Below are 18,053 nucleotides of genomic sequence, written 5' to 3' on the forward strand. Positions count from 1 at the left end.
TGAGTTTTCTAGAGATAAATAATGCGTGACACAGTTTATTTTACACTACCTTTCTTGATTATTAGATCGGTGGGTGGGAATTCGATTATCTTTTTCTTTATCAATATTATTGCCTGTATTGCAAGATGTATGGTCTATTTCCTTGCTTTCAAGCTTGATAGAAAATAAGTTTTCTTGATTGCTATCTTGATCGATTGCTGTTTTTTTATCATTGGATTGAAGTTCTTGTCCTTGCAAATTGAGCCTTTCAAATATAGTGCCGTTCTTCATAGTGTTGCAATAGTCGAATGATTCTACTAGTTGACGTTTATAATCAAACAGTTTATCAAAGCCCTGTTCCGCCTGTTGGAATAGGTTCACACGGTCAAAACCTCCTGTTACTGTTCCTTTCTTGGTATTCTTATGATTGGTGAGCGGTGATAGCTTCTTTTTGTTAGCTTGGTCTTTCCGGCTCACAATCAAATGACAGTGGATATTCAGCTTGTTGTCGGAACGACTACGGTCGAAATGAATCTTGCCGTAAAACTTTATATCTGCTTCGGATAGCCCTTTGTTGAAATTATTGGCATATTCAGGAATGAATACTTCCCTGATATACCGCTTCATCGCTTCGGCTTTCTCTTGCTCGGTGTTCCCCATTGCCCGAAGTTCACTTTCCGATGGGCTGATATGGATAGCGTAAAACTTAGCATCCGTTTTTAGGAGTTGCCCGATATTGCCGTCTATATCCTTAATAACCTTTGATTTATAGATATTATCATCCATCAGGTTGAAAAAGCCATCGGTATAGATTCCTTTCTCCATCCGCTCCAAATCCTCATGCTCCATGTAAGAGACTAATTGTCGGCTACTTCCTGCATTGTTATATGTTCCACCCGATGGCGGGGCAAAATCTATATGCATGGCTCTATGTGTTTATCAGATTGCTGATTTCAGACTTTAGGTTCTCTTTCTTCTTACTATCCATCACACCGCAAGCAGATAGTTCTGAATGGAGTTGTATCAGTTGAAGTAACCTTTTATAATCTCGTTGATGTATCTGGTAGAGTGCGTTAATCTTTTTGGATTGGTTGTTTATTACATCAGCATGATTGCCGAACTGCTCACTTAGCTTTTTAAGCACGGCTGTTTGTCTCTCCTGACTGGCTTCCAATTGGGAGAGAATTAGAGTTTCCAAAGTTTTGCCAATAGCATCGAAACGCAAAGCAATAGAATTTGTAACCCGTATCATGGGATTCAGTTGTTCTTCCTCGTAGTGACGGATGAACCGGATAATATCATCCTGTCTCTTATTTATTTTCGCCAGTTCTGATTTTACGGATTCAGGTGTTTCGGATGGGTTGATATGCGCCTTATCTATATACCCGAACGCCAGTTTTACAACTTCACTCTTTTTCAGTGAATAGCGTTTGCATATCTTCTCTACCAAAGCTGCCGTTTCCTTGTCTATGGAAATGGTAGTGAATATCGTTTTTCGACTGCTGTTTGGCATGGTAATTACTTTTTTATGGAAATATGAATAGATAAATACCTGATAATAAGCATTGCAAAGAAAATGCTTATTACAGGTGTCATTACAGCGTGTTCTTGTAACACGCTAAAGCCGAAGGCTTTGCCCCGCAGGGCGAGAGGGAAGAACAGGACTTGTCCAGTTCCCTCTTGCTCAATTTAGCGAAACGGGCTGAACCGATAGGTGAGGCAGTTTGTGCTAAATCGGGGTGATGGCACAAAGGAATAGCCTGAACACAGGCTTCTTTCCTCTGCTACTTTTTGCTATCAAGGTTGATTATCCAACTGATTGGCTTTTTCAAACTGCTTGTAGGTTTGAGAATCGGCACGTTCACGAACAAAAGCTCGAATATCTACAGCCCGATAATAGGTTTTCCTTCCGATAGTGAAATAGGGAAGTTGTTTATTTACTCTGTAGCGTTGAAGAGTTCGGAAAGATACTTTCAGGAGAAAAGCTAAATCTTGATTATCGAGAATCTTCTCATTATCATCTAGTACCGTATCAGTATTGATGAGTGATTTCAAGTCTTGTCCGATTTCGGTGAGTTTCTTGGATAGTTTTTCCATCCACCTCTCGAAGTTTTCGTTATCTATATACATTTTGCTTAATTTTTAAGTTCAACATTCTTGTTTTCAATCGATTGATGAAGCAAAGTTCGGCAAATGATTGCAAATAAGTTAGAGGAATACCAGTGGTACTCCCCCATAAATTGCATGTATATAATTGATTTTCAGATCAAATTACTTTATGAATGATAGTAACCTTCTTCTTTACTCTTCTGGATAATGGCGGCTTTCAACCTATCGAGAAATTCAGTTGTTTTCATTGGCTTTCGTTTGATTACTGCACTTTCTTTCTTATAAATATCACCAAAATTTATATTAAACATCTTTTCAAAGATACGAGCTACATCACTAAGAAAGATTTCCTTATGATCTATGCGAATAACACCATCCGATATATAGAAAATGCCACAAACTAGCTCCATCATATCTACGAGTTTTATTACTTCATTATTTAGATAAAATGGTGATTTCCATTCAGATTCAATATTAATAAAGAATTTGGGGTATTCCATCTGTCGATAAATTAATTCCTGTTCCATATTTATCAACGATAACAACTTATCTAGAAAAACTAATTTCAACTTACTGTTTTCTGTAGGACATGATTCTTCCAACGCTTTAAGTGTTCCAAAGTCAATATAGCTCATATTAAGCTGTCTAATACGTATTTTATTGTCACCTATTCTATTCAGGTAATCAAAGAGTTCCTCCACAAATTCCAAATAAGCAGAAGCCATATCTTCAACAACAGACTTATCTAATTGGTATGGATGTCTTAGCAATTTATATATACGTTTTTCAGTTAAATCCCAATCTGACATGGCTTTCTGTTTTTATCGCTCTATATGAATTTATAAACTCTTAGCTATCTTTTGCCATTTACGTTGTCTATGCTTATAGAATTTTAAAGTCCACCATGCAGTAATAGACGTTAAACAACCTGCATATAAATCCACAGTGTCAGTATATCGGGTTACTTGTTGGCTTATTTCTTCCATCTTAATATAGTGATTCCAAATGACTACAGTATTATCATATTCTTTTGTATCTATTTCTCGTGACGTTTTATCCATCTTGACAACATTAATTGTATGCCTACCTACTGGCAAAAAGCCATGCAAGTACATTTTGAAAACAAAAGTTTTGCCTTCTTTCCACTGTATAGGAGAATCATCACAAGCAATAAAACTAGCTTTAGGTTTACAAATTTCTCTCAAAGTATCAATATCTTGAATTTTATCCCATATATTCTCTATGTTAGAATGAAAATCCGAAGTAACAGTAACTCGGTAGCCCATAACTTTTTTACCTTCACGTGTTATTAACTTAACTTTCTGAATCATAATTGATAGTTTTTAATTGTTTATTATTGGCATGAATAACTATATGTAACCCTACACATGTTATTCATTATTAATTTATTAACTTTGTGCAAAGTTACAGGCAAGCCTTAACTGTTACAATAGTCATTTATAATGAGGAAAGACTTAATGGACTGAAAATGTGAGGTATGAAAAATGAATCAATAGATAAAATAGAAAAAGCAGTCGAAAATATTCTGCCAACATCAAGTGCTTTTATCAACGAGTTGGATTACTCTGTTATAGAACGGAAAAAAGCAGATTGGCTCAAATTGTCGGAATTAACTCATAGTATTGTGCTGGTCTTTGATTGCTGTACTAAAAAATTCGTTTTTGTATCAAATAATATCCCTCAATCATACGGAATTGACTCTGAAAGGTTATTTATCAATGGACATGAACCAGTCTTAGAAATTATTCATCCGGGTGATATATATTACGGCTTGCTTGTTAGAAAGAAAATCTACTCTTTATTAAGTAGTCTTTCCGCAGAAGAAAAAATGAAGCACAAGATGGTACATGAGATGAGAGTAAAAAATGTACGTGGTGAATATATCCGTATTATTGAACAGGAGCAAGCAATAGAATTGGATAAATCTGGTAATATTTGGCTTATGCTTTCGGTTATTGATGTTGATGCAAGTCATGAATCAGAAATAACCAAAAGCCACCTATATAATTTTGAAACAGGAGAACAGATATTTATTGATTTGTCAGATACCTTAGAAGAACCATTGACCAATAGGGAGTTGAGCGTCTTGCAATTAATGAAACAAGGCTTATTAAGCAAAGAAATTGCAAACTCTTTAAATGTTAGTATCAATACAATAAACACTCATAGGCAAAACATACTATTAAAATTAAAAGCAAACAATTCTATTGAAGCTGTTAATATTGCTCAAAGGTTGGGCTTATTAAACAGCTCGATTCAATAAAATATTTTTTCTGAGACGGATTAATAACATTAACTCTATCAGTGTATTATCCAGTTTGTGCAAGTTTTAAACTAGAATATAACCCGAAGCATAGCGCAGGTGTGGAGACTTAAAATCTACTTTTGATATTAATCTAGTATTTCCTAATAACAAAGCATATTTCAATTATATATCTGGCTTTTAAATTTTTGGAAGAAGCCATATATAGTCACATTCTACCACTTCCAGACAGTTTTGAAAACGGTTCTTAATTCTTCTTTCATTTGCCGATGAAAATAGAATCAATACGTTTTATGAAACATTTTAAATTAAAAGTATGGAAGTAGTAACCATTGAAAAGAGAACCTTTTCGTATGTCTGCGAACGGTTCACCGAGTTTGCCAAACGAATAGAAAGTTTGTGCAGCACTCACAACCAGAAAGTAGAAAACTGGCTGGATAGTCAGGAAGTGTGCCTGTTGTTAGGCTTTAGTAAACGAACGCTGCAATATTATAGAAGTAGCGGGCGGCTGGCTTATTCTCAAATCGGCAGCAAGATTTATTACAAATCTGCTGATATTGAAAAGATTATTTCAGACTGTGAAATACAGAATCAATCACCTAAACAAATCACGTCTTATGAAAAGAATTAGAAAAGATTATCCGTCTTTTAACCTGTTTTCCATTGTTGGCACATGGGAAAGCATTAATCTGAATCCTACGGTTATCATCTATCGGAGCGACAAAGAGTATCTCCTTTCTATTATATATGTATCGGAAACTACCAAACAGGCTTCACCCACTACTTATGAGATACAGCAAGATGGTAGCCAGTATTTTATTGCCACTGCATCCAAACGGCTTTATATAGATTATGATCTGGCAAAAGATGTACTTAGCATTTCATCACTGGGTGACTATCTGCGTAATTAGCTATCTAGCAATCTTGAAATCAATATTTTAATAAAACAATCTTTCAATTATGGAACTAATAAATAGAGATACACCGCAAGTCAAGGAATTTATTTCTTCTCTTGATTCAATGCTAAACGGTATTGAATCCATTGTCAAGCATTACAAACCCCACCTGAACGGGGAACGTTTTCTTTCCAACCATGAGGTTTCTAAGAAGCTGAATGTCAGTTTGCGAACCTTGCAAGAATGGAGAGATACAGGGCTAATCCCTTTTATTCAGATAAAAGGCAAAATTATCTATCGACAAAGTGATATTGATAAGTTGCTTCAAAAACACTACTTTGACAGTTGGAAAGAATAACCTGCCACCCTCGAAAACATTGTTTTTCGGAATTTAATTTGAATCATTGACTTTTCCAGTGAAGTATTTAGTCTGTGCAAGTCTTTAGATAAAAATACGCTCGAATGTAATGAGAGGAAGATTTTTATCTAAACCGAAGGCTTGGACTTGAACAGGCTAAATACGGAACTTACCTTTGTCAATGCTTCATATTGAGTTCTGGAAAACTTACCTTAAAAAAGGATTGAGAAAATGAAATTCATTCTTCCCAATCCTTTTTCTATATTAACTATTGTCTTTATTATATAGCCAATTCCGACAAACAGCTATTCACTTTCTGCATATCCTTTAGGATATTCTGATCCAGTACCCGTGCATAGTGTTTTGTTACACTGGTATCTGCATGACCTAACATCTTGGCAACATTCTCCATACTCACGCCATTTGCAAGGCAAATGCTTGTGGCATAGCTGTGACGGGCTGAATGTGTACACAGATTTTTCTGCAACCCGCATACATCGGCAATCTCTTTCAAATAACTGTTCATGCGCTGATTGCTTAATACAGGCAAAAGTTTCCCGGTACATTCTGCCACATTTTTATACTTTTCAAGTATAGAAGCTGCCACAGGTAACACAGGAATATTACACATAATTTTTGTCTTTTGGCGGTTCTTCCTTATCCAAAGTTCCCCTTTGTTGTCTTTTACCAAGTGTTCAGGTGATAAATCTTTCACATCGCTGAACGCCAAACCTGTAAAAATGCAAAAGACAAAAACATCCCGTACCTGTTCTACTCGTTTAATTGTGAACTCTTTAGCGAGAATGATTTTAATCTCGTCCATTGTCAGAAATTCAGGATCGGTTTCTTCCAGTTTGAAGCGGTAGTAAGCAAACGGATCTTTCTTTATCCAGTCGTTTTCCAAAGCAATACGGATAATCTTCTTCAAATTCTTCAATCGGGTGATAGCTGAATTCTGCGCACAACCTTTTTCAATCTTCAAAAAAGCATCGAACTTAGAAATGAAGTTGACTTCCAAGTTATTTAGGGCAATATCCGATAACTGATATTCTTTCTTAATGAATTCTTCCAAATATCGGGTAGTGGTTTCATACCGTTGAACGGTCTTACTTACGAAGTCCTTACCGATTAGCTTACGGCTTTGTTCGTTATGCTCTCTGAATACCTGCAATAGTGTTTTGTTATCTTCGTCCACACCATAAAACAACTTTCTCACAAGATCAACAGTGATAACCTTGCCGGAAGTTTCCAGTTCTCTATAAATTTGGTGTACGTGGGAGCGTGTGATTTCTAAGTAGTGATTCAGTTCCACCGACATACGGTCTTTGCCTTTTGAATTCTCTTTAGCCTGATTCCATAGGTTTACGGGACAGCTTCTTTTGATAGAAATATCTACCATACAGCCGTTTACAGTGATTCTCATGCACACGGGTGCTTCTCCGTTCTTTAATAATTTGCCTTTCTTGATGAAGAACAAAACAGAAAATGATTTACGAGCCATTTTTACATCGTTTTTAGAGTTACAAAACTATGTATTCTCTTCCAAAGTAAGTCTATGCAAAAAGCTATGAATCAGTGAGAAAGATCCAAATTCGTGGGACTTTTTTGAACTAAATTTTAGTCCCACGATTTATCCACCGATAATATGCTTGAAACGGCTATTTTCTGCTACCTGCTAGAAAAAAAGAAGTCCCTGATAATGTCTGATTATCAGGGATTTGCTTGATTTTTCTTTTGTTTTCAGTGATCCGCTTGGGGGCGGAACCTTATATTTTTTATCGCTAATAATCAGCTACTTATCTTGCTGTTTATCATTTAGTCCACCTATTTCACCTTGATTGAACTTCTTTGTTCTGCACTGATATACAACTCTTTGTCAGTACTGCAAAGATACGAATTTTTGCTTTGATAATCAACGAAAATTCCAAGAAATGTTTAACGGAATGCTTCCTGTCTGTTTTTCTCAAGAAGTTCTTCTATATCAGATTCCCGATATAAAATTTTACCTCCAATCTGATAATAGGATAAGATTCCATTATTTCTATATTCTTGTAAAGTGCGTCTTGATACTTTAAGGTAATTTGCCAATTCTGCATCATTCATATATCTATGCCCATTAAGTGTTGGGTTGTTGTTCTTCAGAATATCTTCGAGTCTTGTTAGTGTATCTTTTAACCTATTGTATATCTGAATAACTTGCTCATTATCTTGGGTAATTACTTTGCTCATAATTTTCTGTTGTGTTTTTCAATGAACTTCTGAATATCTTCTTTTTTATAATAAATCTTTTTTCCAATTTGAGAATAAGAGATTTGGTCTGTATCTCTAAGATTCTGTAATGTTCTGGGAGAAATTTTGAGGATCAGGCAAACTTCTTGGTTATCCAACCATTCCCCTATTGTTTTCTGTGAAGAAGCTGTTATCAATTTATCAATGGTATCAAGGAAGTTTTCAATTTCCTTTAATGTCTTTTCATATGTAGCTGTTTCAATTCCAATGATTTCCATATCCAAAAAAGTTGAGTTTGTACAAATGTATTTTGAATATTTATATGATACAAAATGTTGTCATTAGGTGTCGTCAGGTAGCATCAGATGTCATTGTTGGTGGCTGTGTTAACCGGTTTCCAATTCTTTATTATATAGTTTACACTTTTAGTTTACACTAAATATTAAGTAAAGAATTTTATACACCTGATTATCAGCGGTTAGCAAACTTATTAATCTTTATCTCAGATTTAGGCATACTATTTTCACTACTATAAGTATATACTCTTGAGTGCGCACGAAAAGAGTATCGATTTATTCACTTATAATATTGGAATTATGTCATATATAGATAATGAGATACTCGAAAGACTGATAGGAACTATGATAGAGGGATTTGCCCGCATTGAAAAGAAACTGGATCAGATGAACCGTCTGAAAGAATGTATGAATGGGGATAAACTGCTTGATAATGTGGATCTGGCAGAACTCCTTGGTGTGTCACAAAGAACTCTAGCACGTTACAGGCAAGAGGGCAAGATTAAATATTACTCGGTTGAAAAGAACGGGAAATCATTCTATCTCGCCTCAGAGATACAGAGTTTCCTGCTCCAGCGAGGTAAGAACGTAGTAAATAATAAGTAGCAAATAGACTAAGTGACCGTATTCTGATGGAAAGATGATACGGTCACTTATGCATTATACCTGGATTGCGGTCACTTTCAATGTCTCCAGATTGACATAGGCACCGCGATACAGTGTTTTTCCTTCCTTAAACATTCTCCATAATATGTCACATCCGATATGTGCCAGTGTGGAGTTAATGAACAGATCCTGTTTTTCCAAAGCTTCCGCGAGAGAACAGCTCGGTCCCGATTCTTTTTCCTTGATTTTTGCATAGTCCACTTCCTCGGTGATGACATTCATTTTAGGCATGGGAATATATTCCTGTGAAGAAGGCTGGAGAACTTTCTCACGTACCGTTCCGATGATGACCTGTCCTTTTGTCTGGCTGTTTCCGAAATCTATCCAGTATATGGGAGCGGAATGGTCACTGAAGTTTTCTTTGCGGACTTTCTTCAGGAACTTCCAAAGTGTAAGACGTGAACGTATATTGTCCGTACAGGTAATGATGATATTTGCTGTGCTTTCTCCAGAAAAGTTCCTGGTGGGGAAGCATTGCGGTTCGGCAGTCCATGCGTATCCGAAGAAACGGTTGATGCGTGTGACAAGTGATACGGCTTTGTTCAGTCCCAGTTCCGTCTCACTGAAAAGCTGACGTCCTATATTGGCCTGGCTTACTGTGTCGGGATCGAATACGGTGACATGCAGTCCGGGATGGCCCAATGCCTGAAGTGCCATGTTCATGCGTGCAAGATTGGTTATCACTTGTGAGCCGGTACCTCCTGCTCCGATGACGAATACCGTTACCGGATGACGCGGATTGAGCAGGTAGCGGTCGGTAAAATGTATCTTTTTCATGGAAGTATGTCTTTAAGTTTTTTATTCATGGGCTTGAGTTCGTTCATGTCGAACGGATTGTTTCTTATGTTCTCGGTAACGATGACAAGATTTGAAACGGTAGGATTCACATTTCCTCCCAGATGGGAGAATTCAGTCAGCCAGAACCGTTTTTCCCAGTATTCCAGCAGGGAAAGGAAAGTCGGGTTCTGTGGCTTTTCCAAAGAACTGCTGCCAAGGCAGACACTTGATCCGGTCACGTTGAAGAACGGGGCACGGAACAGCGGAGTCGTCTCCACCGGACGTTTTCCCTTGAAGGCGAATACGTCCATGCTTCCGTTTTTTACATGGTAGACAATTCCCGGCAGATTGAACATGCCGTCCTGTATATTGAGATCCTTGTGAAAGAACATCTGTCTCTTTCCGGGCGGATTGTACCAGATATATTCTTCCTGTCCTTTTCTTGGATTGCAGGCCAGCATGTTTTCGGGGACTCTGCCTGCCGGTATCCCGCTCATTTCCTCCGTATAGGATTCCAGCAGGGTATTCATGAATTCGTATGTGACGGGGATACCTGCTCCCATCTGTCCGTTTTTTCCGATGGGACGCAATTCTATGAAGTACCTGGTATCAAAATTTCTTCTGTCTTCATATTTGTAGGCTATGATAGCCGCCTTCGGTACCATCATTTTCTGTATGTTTTTTGTCAGTTCATTCATGATGTTTATAAATTATAGGTAACATGTTCTACAAATTTCTCAAACCAACTGGAGAACCGTTCCGGATAGTTGTCCGGCTTGAACAGTTCCTCTGTTTCCGGTGTGATGAAGGTAAATGATACGGGAGTCTGGTTATATGTCTCCTGACAATCGGTACTGAAACAGCTTTCCATGTCCTTGGTAACCGTATCCGTGATGGAATACGTAAGCAGAATCTGATATTCGAGCGGTGGCGGTTCGAAATCCCTTTCCTTTTCACTTGCATAATCATAGTCATAATTCAAGATATGAGGGCTGTCCTTTGCAATCAGGGACAGCCCTTCGGTAATCAGTTCCATAAGTCTTCTTTCTTTGTCGCTGGAAGGATTACAGTTGCGGATATGTTCTTCCAGATTCCTGCAGAAAGCCCTGGAGTGCATCCGGCACAGCTTCCTGTGGATTCTCTCTTTCTCATATGACCTGAAGAGCTTTTCCTTTCTGTACAAATCCTTTTTCTCTTCCTCATCAAGCTGTCCAAAGTCCACATAATCGATACAGACTTCCGACATCTCAAAATAAGGTGTATCGGTTATATCCATCATCCTGTGATATTTGATGAACCGTCTGATGAACTCCAGTGTGATCCTTTTGATTTCACCTTTCAGTCTTTCCGTAAAATCTATCGGTATCAGGAATAGGGTGTAATCAGGCCATTCATGGAAATGATAGATACAGAACTGGAGCCTGTCACCGACAAGTTCCAGATTTACATGATGAGATACTATGGAATCCAGCGCATTGTATAGCAGGCATATTTTTTCTCTTATGGAAGTCCTTCCTGTAGGATGGTATGGCAGCTCCACATCCAGGAGCTGCGCATACTTCATGGCTGAACGGTACAGGAAATCAAGATTCTCTTTGGTGGTGACATTTACCGTTACATCCCTGTCATTCTCAACATACAGATCGGGAGCGATGGAAGGTATTCTCGTGTTCAGAAAACCATAAGGCTTTCTGCGGAAGGGAGTCTTCTTTTCTTTCTGTTCCTGATACCCCGGCTTATGTCCGTATTTTCGAGTTCTGATATGATAAGTCTGGCTAAATTTTCCAAAGCCCGTTCCGTAAGTTGTGTACATGGTTTCTTATTTTTACGTTGTCCTTTTTTCATGTCCTTACCCTTTCACTCCGATGGTTGTCTTGAATTCATATACCGCCCGGTCGTCTTCGATTTTCGGTCCGTGTACGGTCGCGGTGGTCAGTTCCGGATAGTTCATGGAATAGAAGTCCATCACTTCAGCCGGAGACATGTTTACGTTCGGATCATCCAGTACGATTTCCTTACTGTTCTTCCTCATTTTGAAGACTCTTTTCATACCTTTAATTTCCAGTGCCATATTGCTTATTGTTTATTGGTTTTATAAGTCATTTATTTTTATATATCAGCAGTATACCATTTCTACCTGCGCCTCGTCCTTCATCCGGTACTCAGCCGGAAAATCCGGATATTCCGCATACGGGTCCTCTCTTAGAAGTTCCCTGTCATTTTCGTCTTCCGGATCGAAGCAGAATGTCTCATGGGTAGCCGGTGCAGTCTGATATTCCCGTCCGTTTCCGTTCTGTACCTGTGCCGTTCCGTTCGGTATATGGCCGTTTGTCGGCTGCCGTACCTGTTGTTGTGGATAAGGAGCCGCCTCAGGCTGGTAAGCCGGCTGCTGCGGATAGGGCTGCATTGTAGCTCCTTGTGGCATACCTGTTCCTTGCATTACGGGGCGGTTTGGAGCAGGTTGGATATATGCTCCGTTCGTTCCATATACCGGTTGAGGCATTTCCTGTGGAATCTGTTGTGGAGCAGGCTGCATGACAGGTTCAGGATTCATAGTATGGGTCTGCTGCTCCGGGAATATGCTTGTTTGCATACCGGGCTGTGGCTGACCGTTCATGCTGCCTTGTGGTTGGGGAATTACCGGTGCCGGTTCCTCTGCCATACCGAACAGACTTCCTGCACTGGCCTGTTTCTGTACTTCCTGCATCTTTTCGTCAATCTCCTTCTGTTTTTCTGAAGGAGCCAGTACCCGTGCCTGTTTCAGCCATGTCATTGCTTCGGAAAATCTTTTTGCGGCAGTTGCATCATCAGCCTTCTTTAGGAGTTTTTCCATCTTTTCCCGTTTTTCCCTGGCTTCCTTTGATTCGGCCGGTATTGTTGGAGCCTTTGATGATTTGGCCTGTGATGTAGCCTTTTCTGCCTGTTTCTCGAAATTTTCCGCATTGACAAGCAGTCCCTGTACCTTCTGTATCGGTTGGAGTATGGTCTGCAGGAAGCCCATATCCAGTTCTGCCGGTGTTCCGTTCACTACCAGCGGTACCATGTTCTGCCGTGTATCCTCTTTCAGGCTGTTCCGCCTTGGCATGACTGCCACACTCAGGCTGTTGTCCACTCTACGGATATTGATATTCAGATCCGTACCTGTTGTAATCATCTGATAAATTGATTGAAAAAACATAATTGAAAAATTTTATGGTTATACATAAGTTTCCTTGAAGAATTCTTTCAGAATATTCTCTCTGTTCGGATTGCTGGAAATATCACGTAACGTTTCCAGATAGTAGCCGATGTTTTTAGGCTCATCAACTGTATTGGGCAGACGTCTTTTAACCGGTCTGATATGTTCGCTCTGTGGCCATGCAGTCGGCATGACAGGAGCTTGTGAGGTTATAGCAATTGTTTCCATATATGTATATTTATATTTTAGGTTATGCGACAAATAATCCTACAATGAACAGAAGAATAAGAATCTTGAAAATCATGACCAGTATTCTGAACAGGAAACCGAAGAATCCTCCTGCAAGCAACAGCAGCGTAATCATCCCGGTGGGGACAATCCCTTTGCTTGTCAGCAGACATATTCCGGTAATCAGGAATATCGCTGTTGCATGTCTGCCGATCTTTCTGATAATCTGTAGTTTCATAATCCTTAATTTTATGAATGAATAATCCCATCGGGATGTGTTTTCCCGATTTTATAGGCCTCCGGCCTCTTGGATTGCCTTTTTGCGCAAGGCCTGGCAGGAAAAAATACCGGAGCGCAGCGAGGATGATTTTTTCCTGTCCAGCCAAGCCCTTGAGGGCAGCCTTGCGGCAAAAGGCAGGCAATCCAAGACCTTTGCCGCTTAAAAGCGGAAAAACATATTCTTTTCTGTACGGATACAAAAAAATGCAGACCTTCAGGCCTGCATTCTCTTGGTTGATTAGGTATAGATGTTATTCTTCTTTTGTGGAATAGGTGTTGAAAATGTCATCAGTCATTTCCTTGGCGAGAGTCCTGATCCTGTTCAGGAAGTCCTGTCCGGTTATCATTCCGCTTTCAAGTCCGGCCAGCTGTTTTTCCCAGTCTGCGGTGAGTGAAGTATCCGCAATTTTCTTTCCACGGATGGTTTCGTAGGTGAACATGCCTTTCGGGGTCGGAACGATATATTTCCCTGAATAACGGATATACTTACGGTTAACCAGTGTACGGATGATATTGGTACGTGAGGATACTGTACCCAGTCCGTTCTGTTCCATGTATTCCACCAGTTCTGCATCCGTGAACGGATTTACCGGCAGCTGTTTCTTGTGTACCATGTTGCATCCGCATACATTCAGAGTATCACTTTTCTCCACTTCGGGGAGTTCATTGACAGAATATCCTGATTTTGGAACCATGTCGGAACGCATAAACACATCATGCCAGCCGGCTTCAATGATTCTTGTTTGTTCGGCCTTGAAATGCTGTGCCGCACAAACCGCTTCAACATTTGTCGTTTCTATGCGGCATGGAGCCATGAATGTTTCAAGCATCCTTCCGGCTACAAGTCTGTAAACCTGCATTTCCTTTTCGGACATATTTCCGGGACGGATACCTGTAATGATGATGGCATGATGTACATTGGCTTTTTCTGCGTTTATTACGTGGCGGGACAAACTGGATATGTCAATACCTCCAGTTCCTTTAGCGGCAGGGAACAGCTCCCATGATAGCAGACGCGCCATGATTGGTGAAAGCGAGTCAAGCACATCCTCCGTCAGATAACGGCTGGAAGTCCGCGGATAGGAAATCAGTTTCTTTTCATAAAGAGACTGGGCGATGTCATACACCTCTGATGCGGTAAAACCATAGCGGATGTTCGCTTCCTTCTGAAGCTGTGTCAGGTCAAGCAGATCCGGTGGAAGTATTTCCTTTACGCTGTGACTGATACCTGTAATCTGTGCCTGATGTGCCAGCTTGCAGTCCTGAAAAAACATTGTTGCGGATTCTTTGTCGGGAAGATCCTGTGTGCGGCGCATCTTGAAGAGGATGCCGTCCTTTTGCAGGCTGATGTAGATGGGCCAGCTGTCCGATGAAATATGGTTCTCCCTTTCACGGTAGCGTCTGCTGATGGCAGCCAGTACCGGTGTCTGCACCCGTCCGAGGGAATTGTTGCCAAGGCCAGTCGCCTTACACATGGCATAGCTGGCGTTGATTCCGAGAATCCAGTCCGCCTTGTTGCGGCTGTCGGCAGAAAGGAACAGGCTGTCGTAGCAACTGTCCGGCTTCAGGTTTTCCATGCCTTTACGCACAGACTCGTCGGTAAGAGAGGAAATCCACAGACGGAAGCAAGGCAGTGTACAGTTCAGGTATTGATAGACATAGCGGAATGTCATTTCCCCGTCACGGCTGGCATCGGTAGCCGCAATGATGGTATCGCATGCCTGAAACACTCTCTCGATTACTTTAAGCTGGAGCACGGCATCAATGTCCGGTATCCATCCGTTCTCGGTGCGTGTATGCCGTACCATCAGTTCGAATTCGGACGGGATGAAAGGAAAGTCATTCCGTTCCAGCTTCTGGGTTCCGTAGTCCTTCGGCATGGCCAGTGACAGCATGTTCCCGAAAGTCCATGTAACCATGTAGCCGTTTCCTTCCACATATCCGTTTCTTACTTTGGTTGCACCGATGATTCTTCCGATTTCTTTTCCTACACTTGGTTTGTCTGTTAATATGGCAATCATGATAAATTCTGTTTTTATCTCTTTCCATACGGTAAGTCCGTATGGAAAGAGAGATGATACATTATGGTTTCTTATTTATTCACCTGAAGGGTTGATACCGTTTACGCTGATGACCGGATTTCCATTCTCGTCTTCAATCAGACTGAGTGTGGCGTCCATGGTCAGTGAAAATACAGGAGTCTTGATTTTAATGGACATGACATTGGTTTCCTCTCCCTGAAGGAGCAGGTCCATGTTTCCGTCCTTTTCAATTTGCGATCTGCTGATACCTACCGATTCCAGTTTCTCCCAGTCGATTTGTTCAGTCTTGTAGATATGATGATTGGTCTTGTTCATGTTCTTTCCTTTTTTAGTAATTGATGATTTGAATGATTTGAATCCCGTTCAGGTCAGACAGCCTGTTTTGCTCCCTTCTTCTGTTCCTGCTGCTGGGTATTGTCAGTCTGTGAAGCACGCTGTGAAGTATTGCGGCGCACATCCGGATTTTCCTGGAAATATTGCAGCTGTCCGGTGTTTGCGTTTACTTTCAGATAGGAATCGAACGGTTTGCCGTTGGGACCTTTCATACCCGTTACGAGGATAGCCTTTCCGTCCTGAAGATTAGCTCTTTCCTGTGCCGAAAGCAGGTGTCCGTAAACCTCAGCCGGGATGGCTGGTGCCTGTCGTTCGTTGAAACCGTCCGGAGTTCTGGAATACTGTGGTCTTCCGCTTGCCAGGTCCAGCTTGACGAATGACGAGAATTCCTCACCTTTACGGTTGATCATGTTCTCAAGATAGATGGGCTGCCCTTTGCGTAACGCTTCCTTGTCCTCCGGTGTGAGCTGTACCGAACAGATTTCCTTTGGTATGTAGATTTCTCCCGTTTCCGGATTGTGGCGCGTATATTGGAGCCCGCCTGTAACCTTGTCCATGGTAACAAAGGAAGAAAACAGTTCGCCGTTCTTTCGTTTCATATCCTCTACAAGGATGGTGTGTCCTTCGTTCAACGCTTTGAGCTGCATGGGGGAAAGCGGCACACCGCCGAGTGTCTGCTGGTTGAAGGCCTGGTCTTTCGGGAAGATAAATTCGATGCCTCTTCTTTCCGCACTATATTGCAGATTGGCATTAAACTCTTTACCTTGATTGGACTTCATTCCCTCTACGAATATCTGTTCTCCGTTTTTCAGTTTCTGGATTTCGTCCGGAGTCAAGGTTATCCCTTTGATTTCATTCGGGATATAGACATGCTCCTGCCGTACGGCTACCAGTTCGTTGGTATTCTTGTCAATGGAAATCAGACACGGCTCTGTCGTGTTGCCACGCAGGTTAAGGTCAGCCACGCGTCCCATGTTTCCACTTTCACGCAGGTTTTTCTTGTCCTCTTCCGTGAAGATATGTCCGAAATAAGGACGGTCCAGTTCAGGTTCCTTTCTGATACCGTGGATGCCCAGCATGACCTGCCCGCCGTTGGATATGAACGAAAGGCGTGCATCGAGCTTTGCGGTCAGTACCCCAGGAATGTTGAGTGTCAGCGGCATGGTTCTGTTGGTCTTGTATCCTTTCAACATGCTGTCAAGCTGTCCGGACTGCTCCAGCATTTCTTTGGATATGCCGAACTTACCCAGTTCCTCCCAATTAATCATGTTCTCGTTGTAGCGGTACGTGGGTGTCTGCTGACCTTGTGGTTCCTGCTGTTCGCGCCCCTGTGCGGCAGCTTCCACCTGTGATACCTGTTCAGGCTGAGCCTGTGTTGTCTGTTCCTGTTTCTTTGCCATTGTTGTTTCCTCCTCTTTTGTTTGACTGTTTTTCTGATTGTTTGCCTTCGGTACGATTTCATAGCGTTTCAGAAATTCCTTTACCGCGTCTGTCTTCTTGCCTTCGGCCAGGTCCTTGAGAGCCTGTTTGTTCTGCTTGTAATCGTTGAAGGTCATGCGGATAAGCCTGAAATGCGTAGGCTCCTTCAGCTGGCTCCAGAAGTTCTTGATGAAGTTTTCGAGAATACTCGAATTCTTGTCGAATTTCAAAAATGAGTTCTCGTTCTTCTCTTCCGGTGTAACCGTCTGATAATTGCCTTTCTCGTCCATCTTACTGATTACTCTCAAACCCTCCTTTGGGTCATTCTTGTTATGTACCAGCAGAAGTTCGTCAATTTGTTCCACATAAGGCTTTTCCGGTTTCTTAGTCCGGCCTTGCCTTTTTTCCTTGTCAGGACTGTTTTCTTGTGCCATAATCTTTTGTTTTGAGTGACTACTTGATTTGTTTCACAGTCCAAATGTAAAGTGATAAATTGAGTAAACAATTGATTTACAAATAGATGACATTAGATGTCATCAGGTGTCATCAAATGTCATACGAAGAATAGGAAAGAATGTAGAAACAGTAGAAAAAGAATGAAAAGAAGTAGGAAGAGTTGGAATAAAAGCATAGCAAAGCCACAGGACTATGCAGATCGGAGGGAGCTGAAATCCCTGTCTTATTTCGGGATTTGATAAACAGACTATGTTTTGTTATTTGGGAAAGTGGGTTTTCACAGTATTTGTGAGGCTATATATAGAATATAAGGATAGCCGCCTTTGATTCACGACTATGCGTCACGTCGGTCGCAGTTAATCCCTGTAATCTTTTCTTTAATGCCAATCCGTTTGCCGCCGCATTCTTTTTCAGGTGAATTTTCATGGCGATAGCCATAAAGAAAATTCTCCTGAAAAAAGAAATAAATGCGGCTGGCAAAGCTGGATTGGGATTTATCTTTGATGTAAGGGATAGGATGAGAA

The 18,053-nt window shown here is 40.8% G+C and carries 23 protein-coding genes; 5 read left to right on the forward strand and 18 right to left on the reverse strand.

Annotated features, from left to right (window positions below):
- Positions 1–45: 45 nt before the first annotated feature.
- The 5 genes from DXD78_RS00005 to DXD78_RS00030 all read right to left on the reverse strand — a co-directional run bounded on the left by DXD78_RS00005 (position 46) and on the right by DXD78_RS00030 (position 3,419).
- A complete protein-coding gene (locus DXD78_RS00005; protein ID WP_220392994.1) occupies positions 46–903 on the reverse strand; it encodes a DUF5712 family protein in 858 nt (285 codons plus the stop codon).
- A gap of 4 nt (positions 904–907) precedes the next feature.
- On the reverse strand, positions 908–1,492 hold the full coding sequence (locus tag DXD78_RS00010; RefSeq protein ID WP_009037221.1) for a BfmA/BtgA family mobilization protein: 585 nt from the start codon (positions 1,490–1,492) through the stop codon (positions 908–910).
- Between the two features lie 284 nt (positions 1,493–1,776).
- Positions 1,777–2,109 (reverse strand): helix-turn-helix domain-containing protein, encoded by a 333-nt coding sequence (locus DXD78_RS00020; RefSeq protein WP_004293690.1) that lies wholly within the window; start codon positions 2,107–2,109, stop codon positions 1,777–1,779.
- A gap of 146 nt (positions 2,110–2,255) precedes the next feature.
- Positions 2,256–2,897: an RteC domain-containing protein gene (locus tag DXD78_RS00025; protein ID WP_009037220.1), complete on the reverse strand. Its 642-nt coding sequence runs from the start codon at positions 2,895–2,897 to the stop codon at positions 2,256–2,258.
- 30 nt (positions 2,898–2,927) lie between these two features.
- Positions 2,928–3,419: a hypothetical protein gene (locus DXD78_RS00030; protein WP_009037219.1), complete on the reverse strand. Its 492-nt coding sequence runs from the start codon at positions 3,417–3,419 to the stop codon at positions 2,928–2,930.
- A gap of 167 nt (positions 3,420–3,586) precedes the next feature.
- Here DXD78_RS00030 and DXD78_RS00035 point away from each other — a divergent pair, with 167 nt between their 5' ends.
- From DXD78_RS00035 to DXD78_RS00050, 4 genes are all read left to right on the forward strand, one after another.
- Positions 3,587–4,372: a LuxR C-terminal-related transcriptional regulator gene (locus DXD78_RS00035; RefSeq protein ID WP_009037218.1), complete on the forward strand. Its 786-nt coding sequence runs from the start codon at positions 3,587–3,589 to the stop codon at positions 4,370–4,372.
- A gap of 316 nt (positions 4,373–4,688) precedes the next feature.
- Positions 4,689–5,003: a helix-turn-helix domain-containing protein gene (locus tag DXD78_RS00040; protein WP_009037217.1), complete on the forward strand. Its 315-nt coding sequence runs from the start codon at positions 4,689–4,691 to the stop codon at positions 5,001–5,003.
- Positions 4,990–5,283, forward strand: a complete 294-nt coding sequence (locus DXD78_RS00045; protein WP_034528874.1) for a DUF3876 domain-containing protein — start codon at positions 4,990–4,992, stop codon at positions 5,281–5,283. Before DXD78_RS00040 ends, DXD78_RS00045 begins: the two co-directional genes overlap by 14 nt.
- 49 nt (positions 5,284–5,332) lie before the next feature.
- Positions 5,333–5,626 (forward strand): helix-turn-helix domain-containing protein, encoded by a 294-nt coding sequence (locus tag DXD78_RS00050; protein ID WP_009037215.1) that lies wholly within the window; start codon positions 5,333–5,335, stop codon positions 5,624–5,626.
- Between the two features lie 280 nt (positions 5,627–5,906).
- Here the strand turns inward: DXD78_RS00050 and DXD78_RS00055 are convergent, their stop codons facing one another.
- The 3 genes from DXD78_RS00055 to DXD78_RS00065 form a co-directional block, all read right to left on the reverse strand.
- Positions 5,907–7,127 carry a site-specific integrase gene (locus tag DXD78_RS00055; RefSeq protein ID WP_009037214.1) on the reverse strand — a complete coding sequence of 407 codons (1,221 nt, stop codon included), beginning with the start codon at positions 7,125–7,127 and terminating at the stop codon, positions 5,907–5,909.
- Between the two features lie 434 nt (positions 7,128–7,561).
- A complete protein-coding gene (locus DXD78_RS00060) occupies positions 7,562–7,855 on the reverse strand; it encodes a helix-turn-helix domain-containing protein (RefSeq protein WP_005776824.1) in 294 nt (97 codons plus the stop codon).
- The gene (locus DXD78_RS00065) at positions 7,852–8,133 is read right to left on the reverse strand and encodes a helix-turn-helix domain-containing protein (protein WP_004326371.1); all 282 of its coding nucleotides are present in this window, start codon (positions 8,131–8,133) and stop codon (positions 7,852–7,854) included. The genes DXD78_RS00060 and DXD78_RS00065 overlap by 4 nt, the downstream gene beginning before the upstream one ends.
- Before the next feature lie 318 nt (positions 8,134–8,451).
- On the opposite strand from DXD78_RS00065, the gene DXD78_RS00070 reads away from it, so the two are divergent.
- Positions 8,452–8,757 carry a helix-turn-helix domain-containing protein gene (locus DXD78_RS00070; protein WP_117652411.1) on the forward strand — a complete coding sequence of 102 codons (306 nt, stop codon included), beginning with the start codon at positions 8,452–8,454 and terminating at the stop codon, positions 8,755–8,757.
- 54 nt (positions 8,758–8,811) lie between these two features.
- Here the strand turns inward: DXD78_RS00070 and DXD78_RS00075 are convergent, their stop codons facing one another.
- The 10 genes from DXD78_RS00075 to DXD78_RS00115 all read right to left on the reverse strand — a co-directional run bounded on the left by DXD78_RS00075 (position 8,812) and on the right by DXD78_RS00115 (position 17,507).
- Positions 8,812–9,594, reverse strand: coding sequence for a PRTRC system ThiF family protein (locus DXD78_RS00075; RefSeq protein WP_117652412.1), 783 nt, complete (start codon positions 9,592–9,594; stop codon positions 8,812–8,814).
- Positions 9,591–10,292 carry a prokaryotic E2 ligase family D protein gene (locus DXD78_RS00080; RefSeq protein ID WP_117652413.1) on the reverse strand — a complete coding sequence of 234 codons (702 nt, stop codon included), beginning with the start codon at positions 10,290–10,292 and terminating at the stop codon, positions 9,591–9,593. The genes DXD78_RS00075 and DXD78_RS00080 overlap by 4 nt, the downstream gene beginning before the upstream one ends.
- A 5-nt stretch (positions 10,293–10,297) precedes the next feature.
- Positions 10,298–11,407, reverse strand: a complete 1,110-nt coding sequence (locus DXD78_RS00085) for a peptidase (RefSeq protein WP_117652414.1) — start codon at positions 11,405–11,407, stop codon at positions 10,298–10,300.
- Between the two features lie 36 nt (positions 11,408–11,443).
- Positions 11,444–11,665 carry a PRTRC system protein C gene (locus tag DXD78_RS00090; RefSeq protein ID WP_117652415.1) on the reverse strand — a complete coding sequence of 74 codons (222 nt, stop codon included), beginning with the start codon at positions 11,663–11,665 and terminating at the stop codon, positions 11,444–11,446.
- 45 nt (positions 11,666–11,710) lie between these two features.
- Positions 11,711–12,772: a PRTRC system protein E gene (locus tag DXD78_RS00095; protein ID WP_117652416.1), complete on the reverse strand. Its 1,062-nt coding sequence runs from the start codon at positions 12,770–12,772 to the stop codon at positions 11,711–11,713.
- Between the two features lie 18 nt (positions 12,773–12,790).
- The gene (locus DXD78_RS20945; RefSeq protein ID WP_147327999.1) at positions 12,791–13,000 is read right to left on the reverse strand and encodes a hypothetical protein; all 210 of its coding nucleotides are present in this window, start codon (positions 12,998–13,000) and stop codon (positions 12,791–12,793) included.
- A 22-nt stretch (positions 13,001–13,022) separates the two neighbouring features.
- Entirely contained in the window at positions 13,023–13,238 is a 216-nt protein-coding gene (locus tag DXD78_RS00100; RefSeq protein ID WP_117652417.1) for a hypothetical protein, read from the reverse strand.
- Positions 13,239–13,530: 292 nt separating this feature from the next.
- Positions 13,531–15,300 (reverse strand): DNA topoisomerase, encoded by a 1,770-nt coding sequence (locus DXD78_RS00105; protein ID WP_007560996.1) that lies wholly within the window; start codon positions 15,298–15,300, stop codon positions 13,531–13,533.
- A 75-nt stretch (positions 15,301–15,375) separates the two neighbouring features.
- On the reverse strand, positions 15,376–15,636 hold the full coding sequence (locus tag DXD78_RS00110) for a DUF4099 domain-containing protein (RefSeq protein ID WP_007560994.1): 261 nt from the start codon (positions 15,634–15,636) through the stop codon (positions 15,376–15,378).
- A 53-nt stretch (positions 15,637–15,689) separates the two neighbouring features.
- Positions 15,690–17,507: a DUF3945 domain-containing protein gene (locus DXD78_RS00115; RefSeq protein ID WP_007560992.1), complete on the reverse strand. Its 1,818-nt coding sequence runs from the start codon at positions 17,505–17,507 to the stop codon at positions 15,690–15,692.
- Between the last annotated feature and the right edge of the window lie 546 nt (positions 17,508–18,053).

It is taken from the genome of Bacteroides sp. D20, from assembly GCF_003436255.1.
Classification (GTDB): Bacteria; Bacteroidota; Bacteroidia; order Bacteroidales; family Bacteroidaceae; genus Bacteroides; species Bacteroides uniformis.

Excerpts from the sequence above, each read along its gene's own strand:
- DXD78_RS00005 (WP_220392994.1), bottom strand. The coding sequence starts at position 903 with ATGCATATAGATTTTGCCCCGCCATCGGGTGGAACATATAACAATGCA.
- DXD78_RS00010 (WP_009037221.1), bottom strand. The coding sequence starts at position 1,492 with ATGCCAAACAGCAGTCGAAAAACGATATTCACTACCATTTCCATAGAC.
- DXD78_RS00020 (WP_004293690.1), bottom strand. The coding sequence starts at position 2,109 with ATGTATATAGATAACGAAAACTTCGAGAGGTGGATGGAAAAACTATCC.
- DXD78_RS00025 (WP_009037220.1), bottom strand. The coding sequence starts at position 2,897 with ATGTCAGATTGGGATTTAACTGAAAAACGTATATATAAATTGCTAAGA.
- DXD78_RS00030 (WP_009037219.1), bottom strand. The coding sequence starts at position 3,419 with ATGATTCAGAAAGTTAAGTTAATAACACGTGAAGGTAAAAAAGTTATG.
- DXD78_RS00035 (WP_009037218.1), top strand. The coding sequence starts at position 3,587 with ATGAAAAATGAATCAATAGATAAAATAGAAAAAGCAGTCGAAAATATT.
- DXD78_RS00040 (WP_009037217.1), top strand. The coding sequence starts at position 4,689 with ATGGAAGTAGTAACCATTGAAAAGAGAACCTTTTCGTATGTCTGCGAA.
- DXD78_RS00045 (WP_034528874.1), top strand. The coding sequence starts at position 4,990 with ATGAAAAGAATTAGAAAAGATTATCCGTCTTTTAACCTGTTTTCCATT.
- DXD78_RS00050 (WP_009037215.1), top strand. The coding sequence starts at position 5,333 with ATGGAACTAATAAATAGAGATACACCGCAAGTCAAGGAATTTATTTCT.
- DXD78_RS00055 (WP_009037214.1), bottom strand. The coding sequence starts at position 7,127 with ATGGCTCGTAAATCATTTTCTGTTTTGTTCTTCATCAAGAAAGGCAAA.
- DXD78_RS00060 (WP_005776824.1), bottom strand. The coding sequence starts at position 7,855 with ATGAGCAAAGTAATTACCCAAGATAATGAGCAAGTTATTCAGATATAC.
- DXD78_RS00065 (WP_004326371.1), bottom strand. The coding sequence starts at position 8,133 with ATGGAAATCATTGGAATTGAAACAGCTACATATGAAAAGACATTAAAG.
- DXD78_RS00070 (WP_117652411.1), top strand. The coding sequence starts at position 8,452 with ATGTCATATATAGATAATGAGATACTCGAAAGACTGATAGGAACTATG.
- DXD78_RS00075 (WP_117652412.1), bottom strand. The coding sequence starts at position 9,594 with ATGAAAAAGATACATTTTACCGACCGCTACCTGCTCAATCCGCGTCAT.
- DXD78_RS00080 (WP_117652413.1), bottom strand. The coding sequence starts at position 10,292 with ATGAATGAACTGACAAAAAACATACAGAAAATGATGGTACCGAAGGCG.
- DXD78_RS00085 (WP_117652414.1), bottom strand. The coding sequence starts at position 11,407 with ATGTACACAACTTACGGAACGGGCTTTGGAAAATTTAGCCAGACTTAT.
- DXD78_RS00090 (WP_117652415.1), bottom strand. The coding sequence starts at position 11,665 with ATGGCACTGGAAATTAAAGGTATGAAAAGAGTCTTCAAAATGAGGAAG.
- DXD78_RS00095 (WP_117652416.1), bottom strand. The coding sequence starts at position 12,772 with ATGTTTTTTCAATCAATTTATCAGATGATTACAACAGGTACGGATCTG.
- DXD78_RS20945 (WP_147327999.1), bottom strand. The coding sequence starts at position 13,000 with ATGGAAACAATTGCTATAACCTCACAAGCTCCTGTCATGCCGACTGCA.
- DXD78_RS00100 (WP_117652417.1), bottom strand. The coding sequence starts at position 13,238 with ATGAAACTACAGATTATCAGAAAGATCGGCAGACATGCAACAGCGATA.
- DXD78_RS00105 (WP_007560996.1), bottom strand. The coding sequence starts at position 15,300 with ATGATTGCCATATTAACAGACAAACCAAGTGTAGGAAAAGAAATCGGA.
- DXD78_RS00110 (WP_007560994.1), bottom strand. The coding sequence starts at position 15,636 with ATGAACAAGACCAATCATCATATCTACAAGACTGAACAAATCGACTGG.
- DXD78_RS00115 (WP_007560992.1), bottom strand. The coding sequence starts at position 17,507 with ATGGCACAAGAAAACAGTCCTGACAAGGAAAAAAGGCAAGGCCGGACT.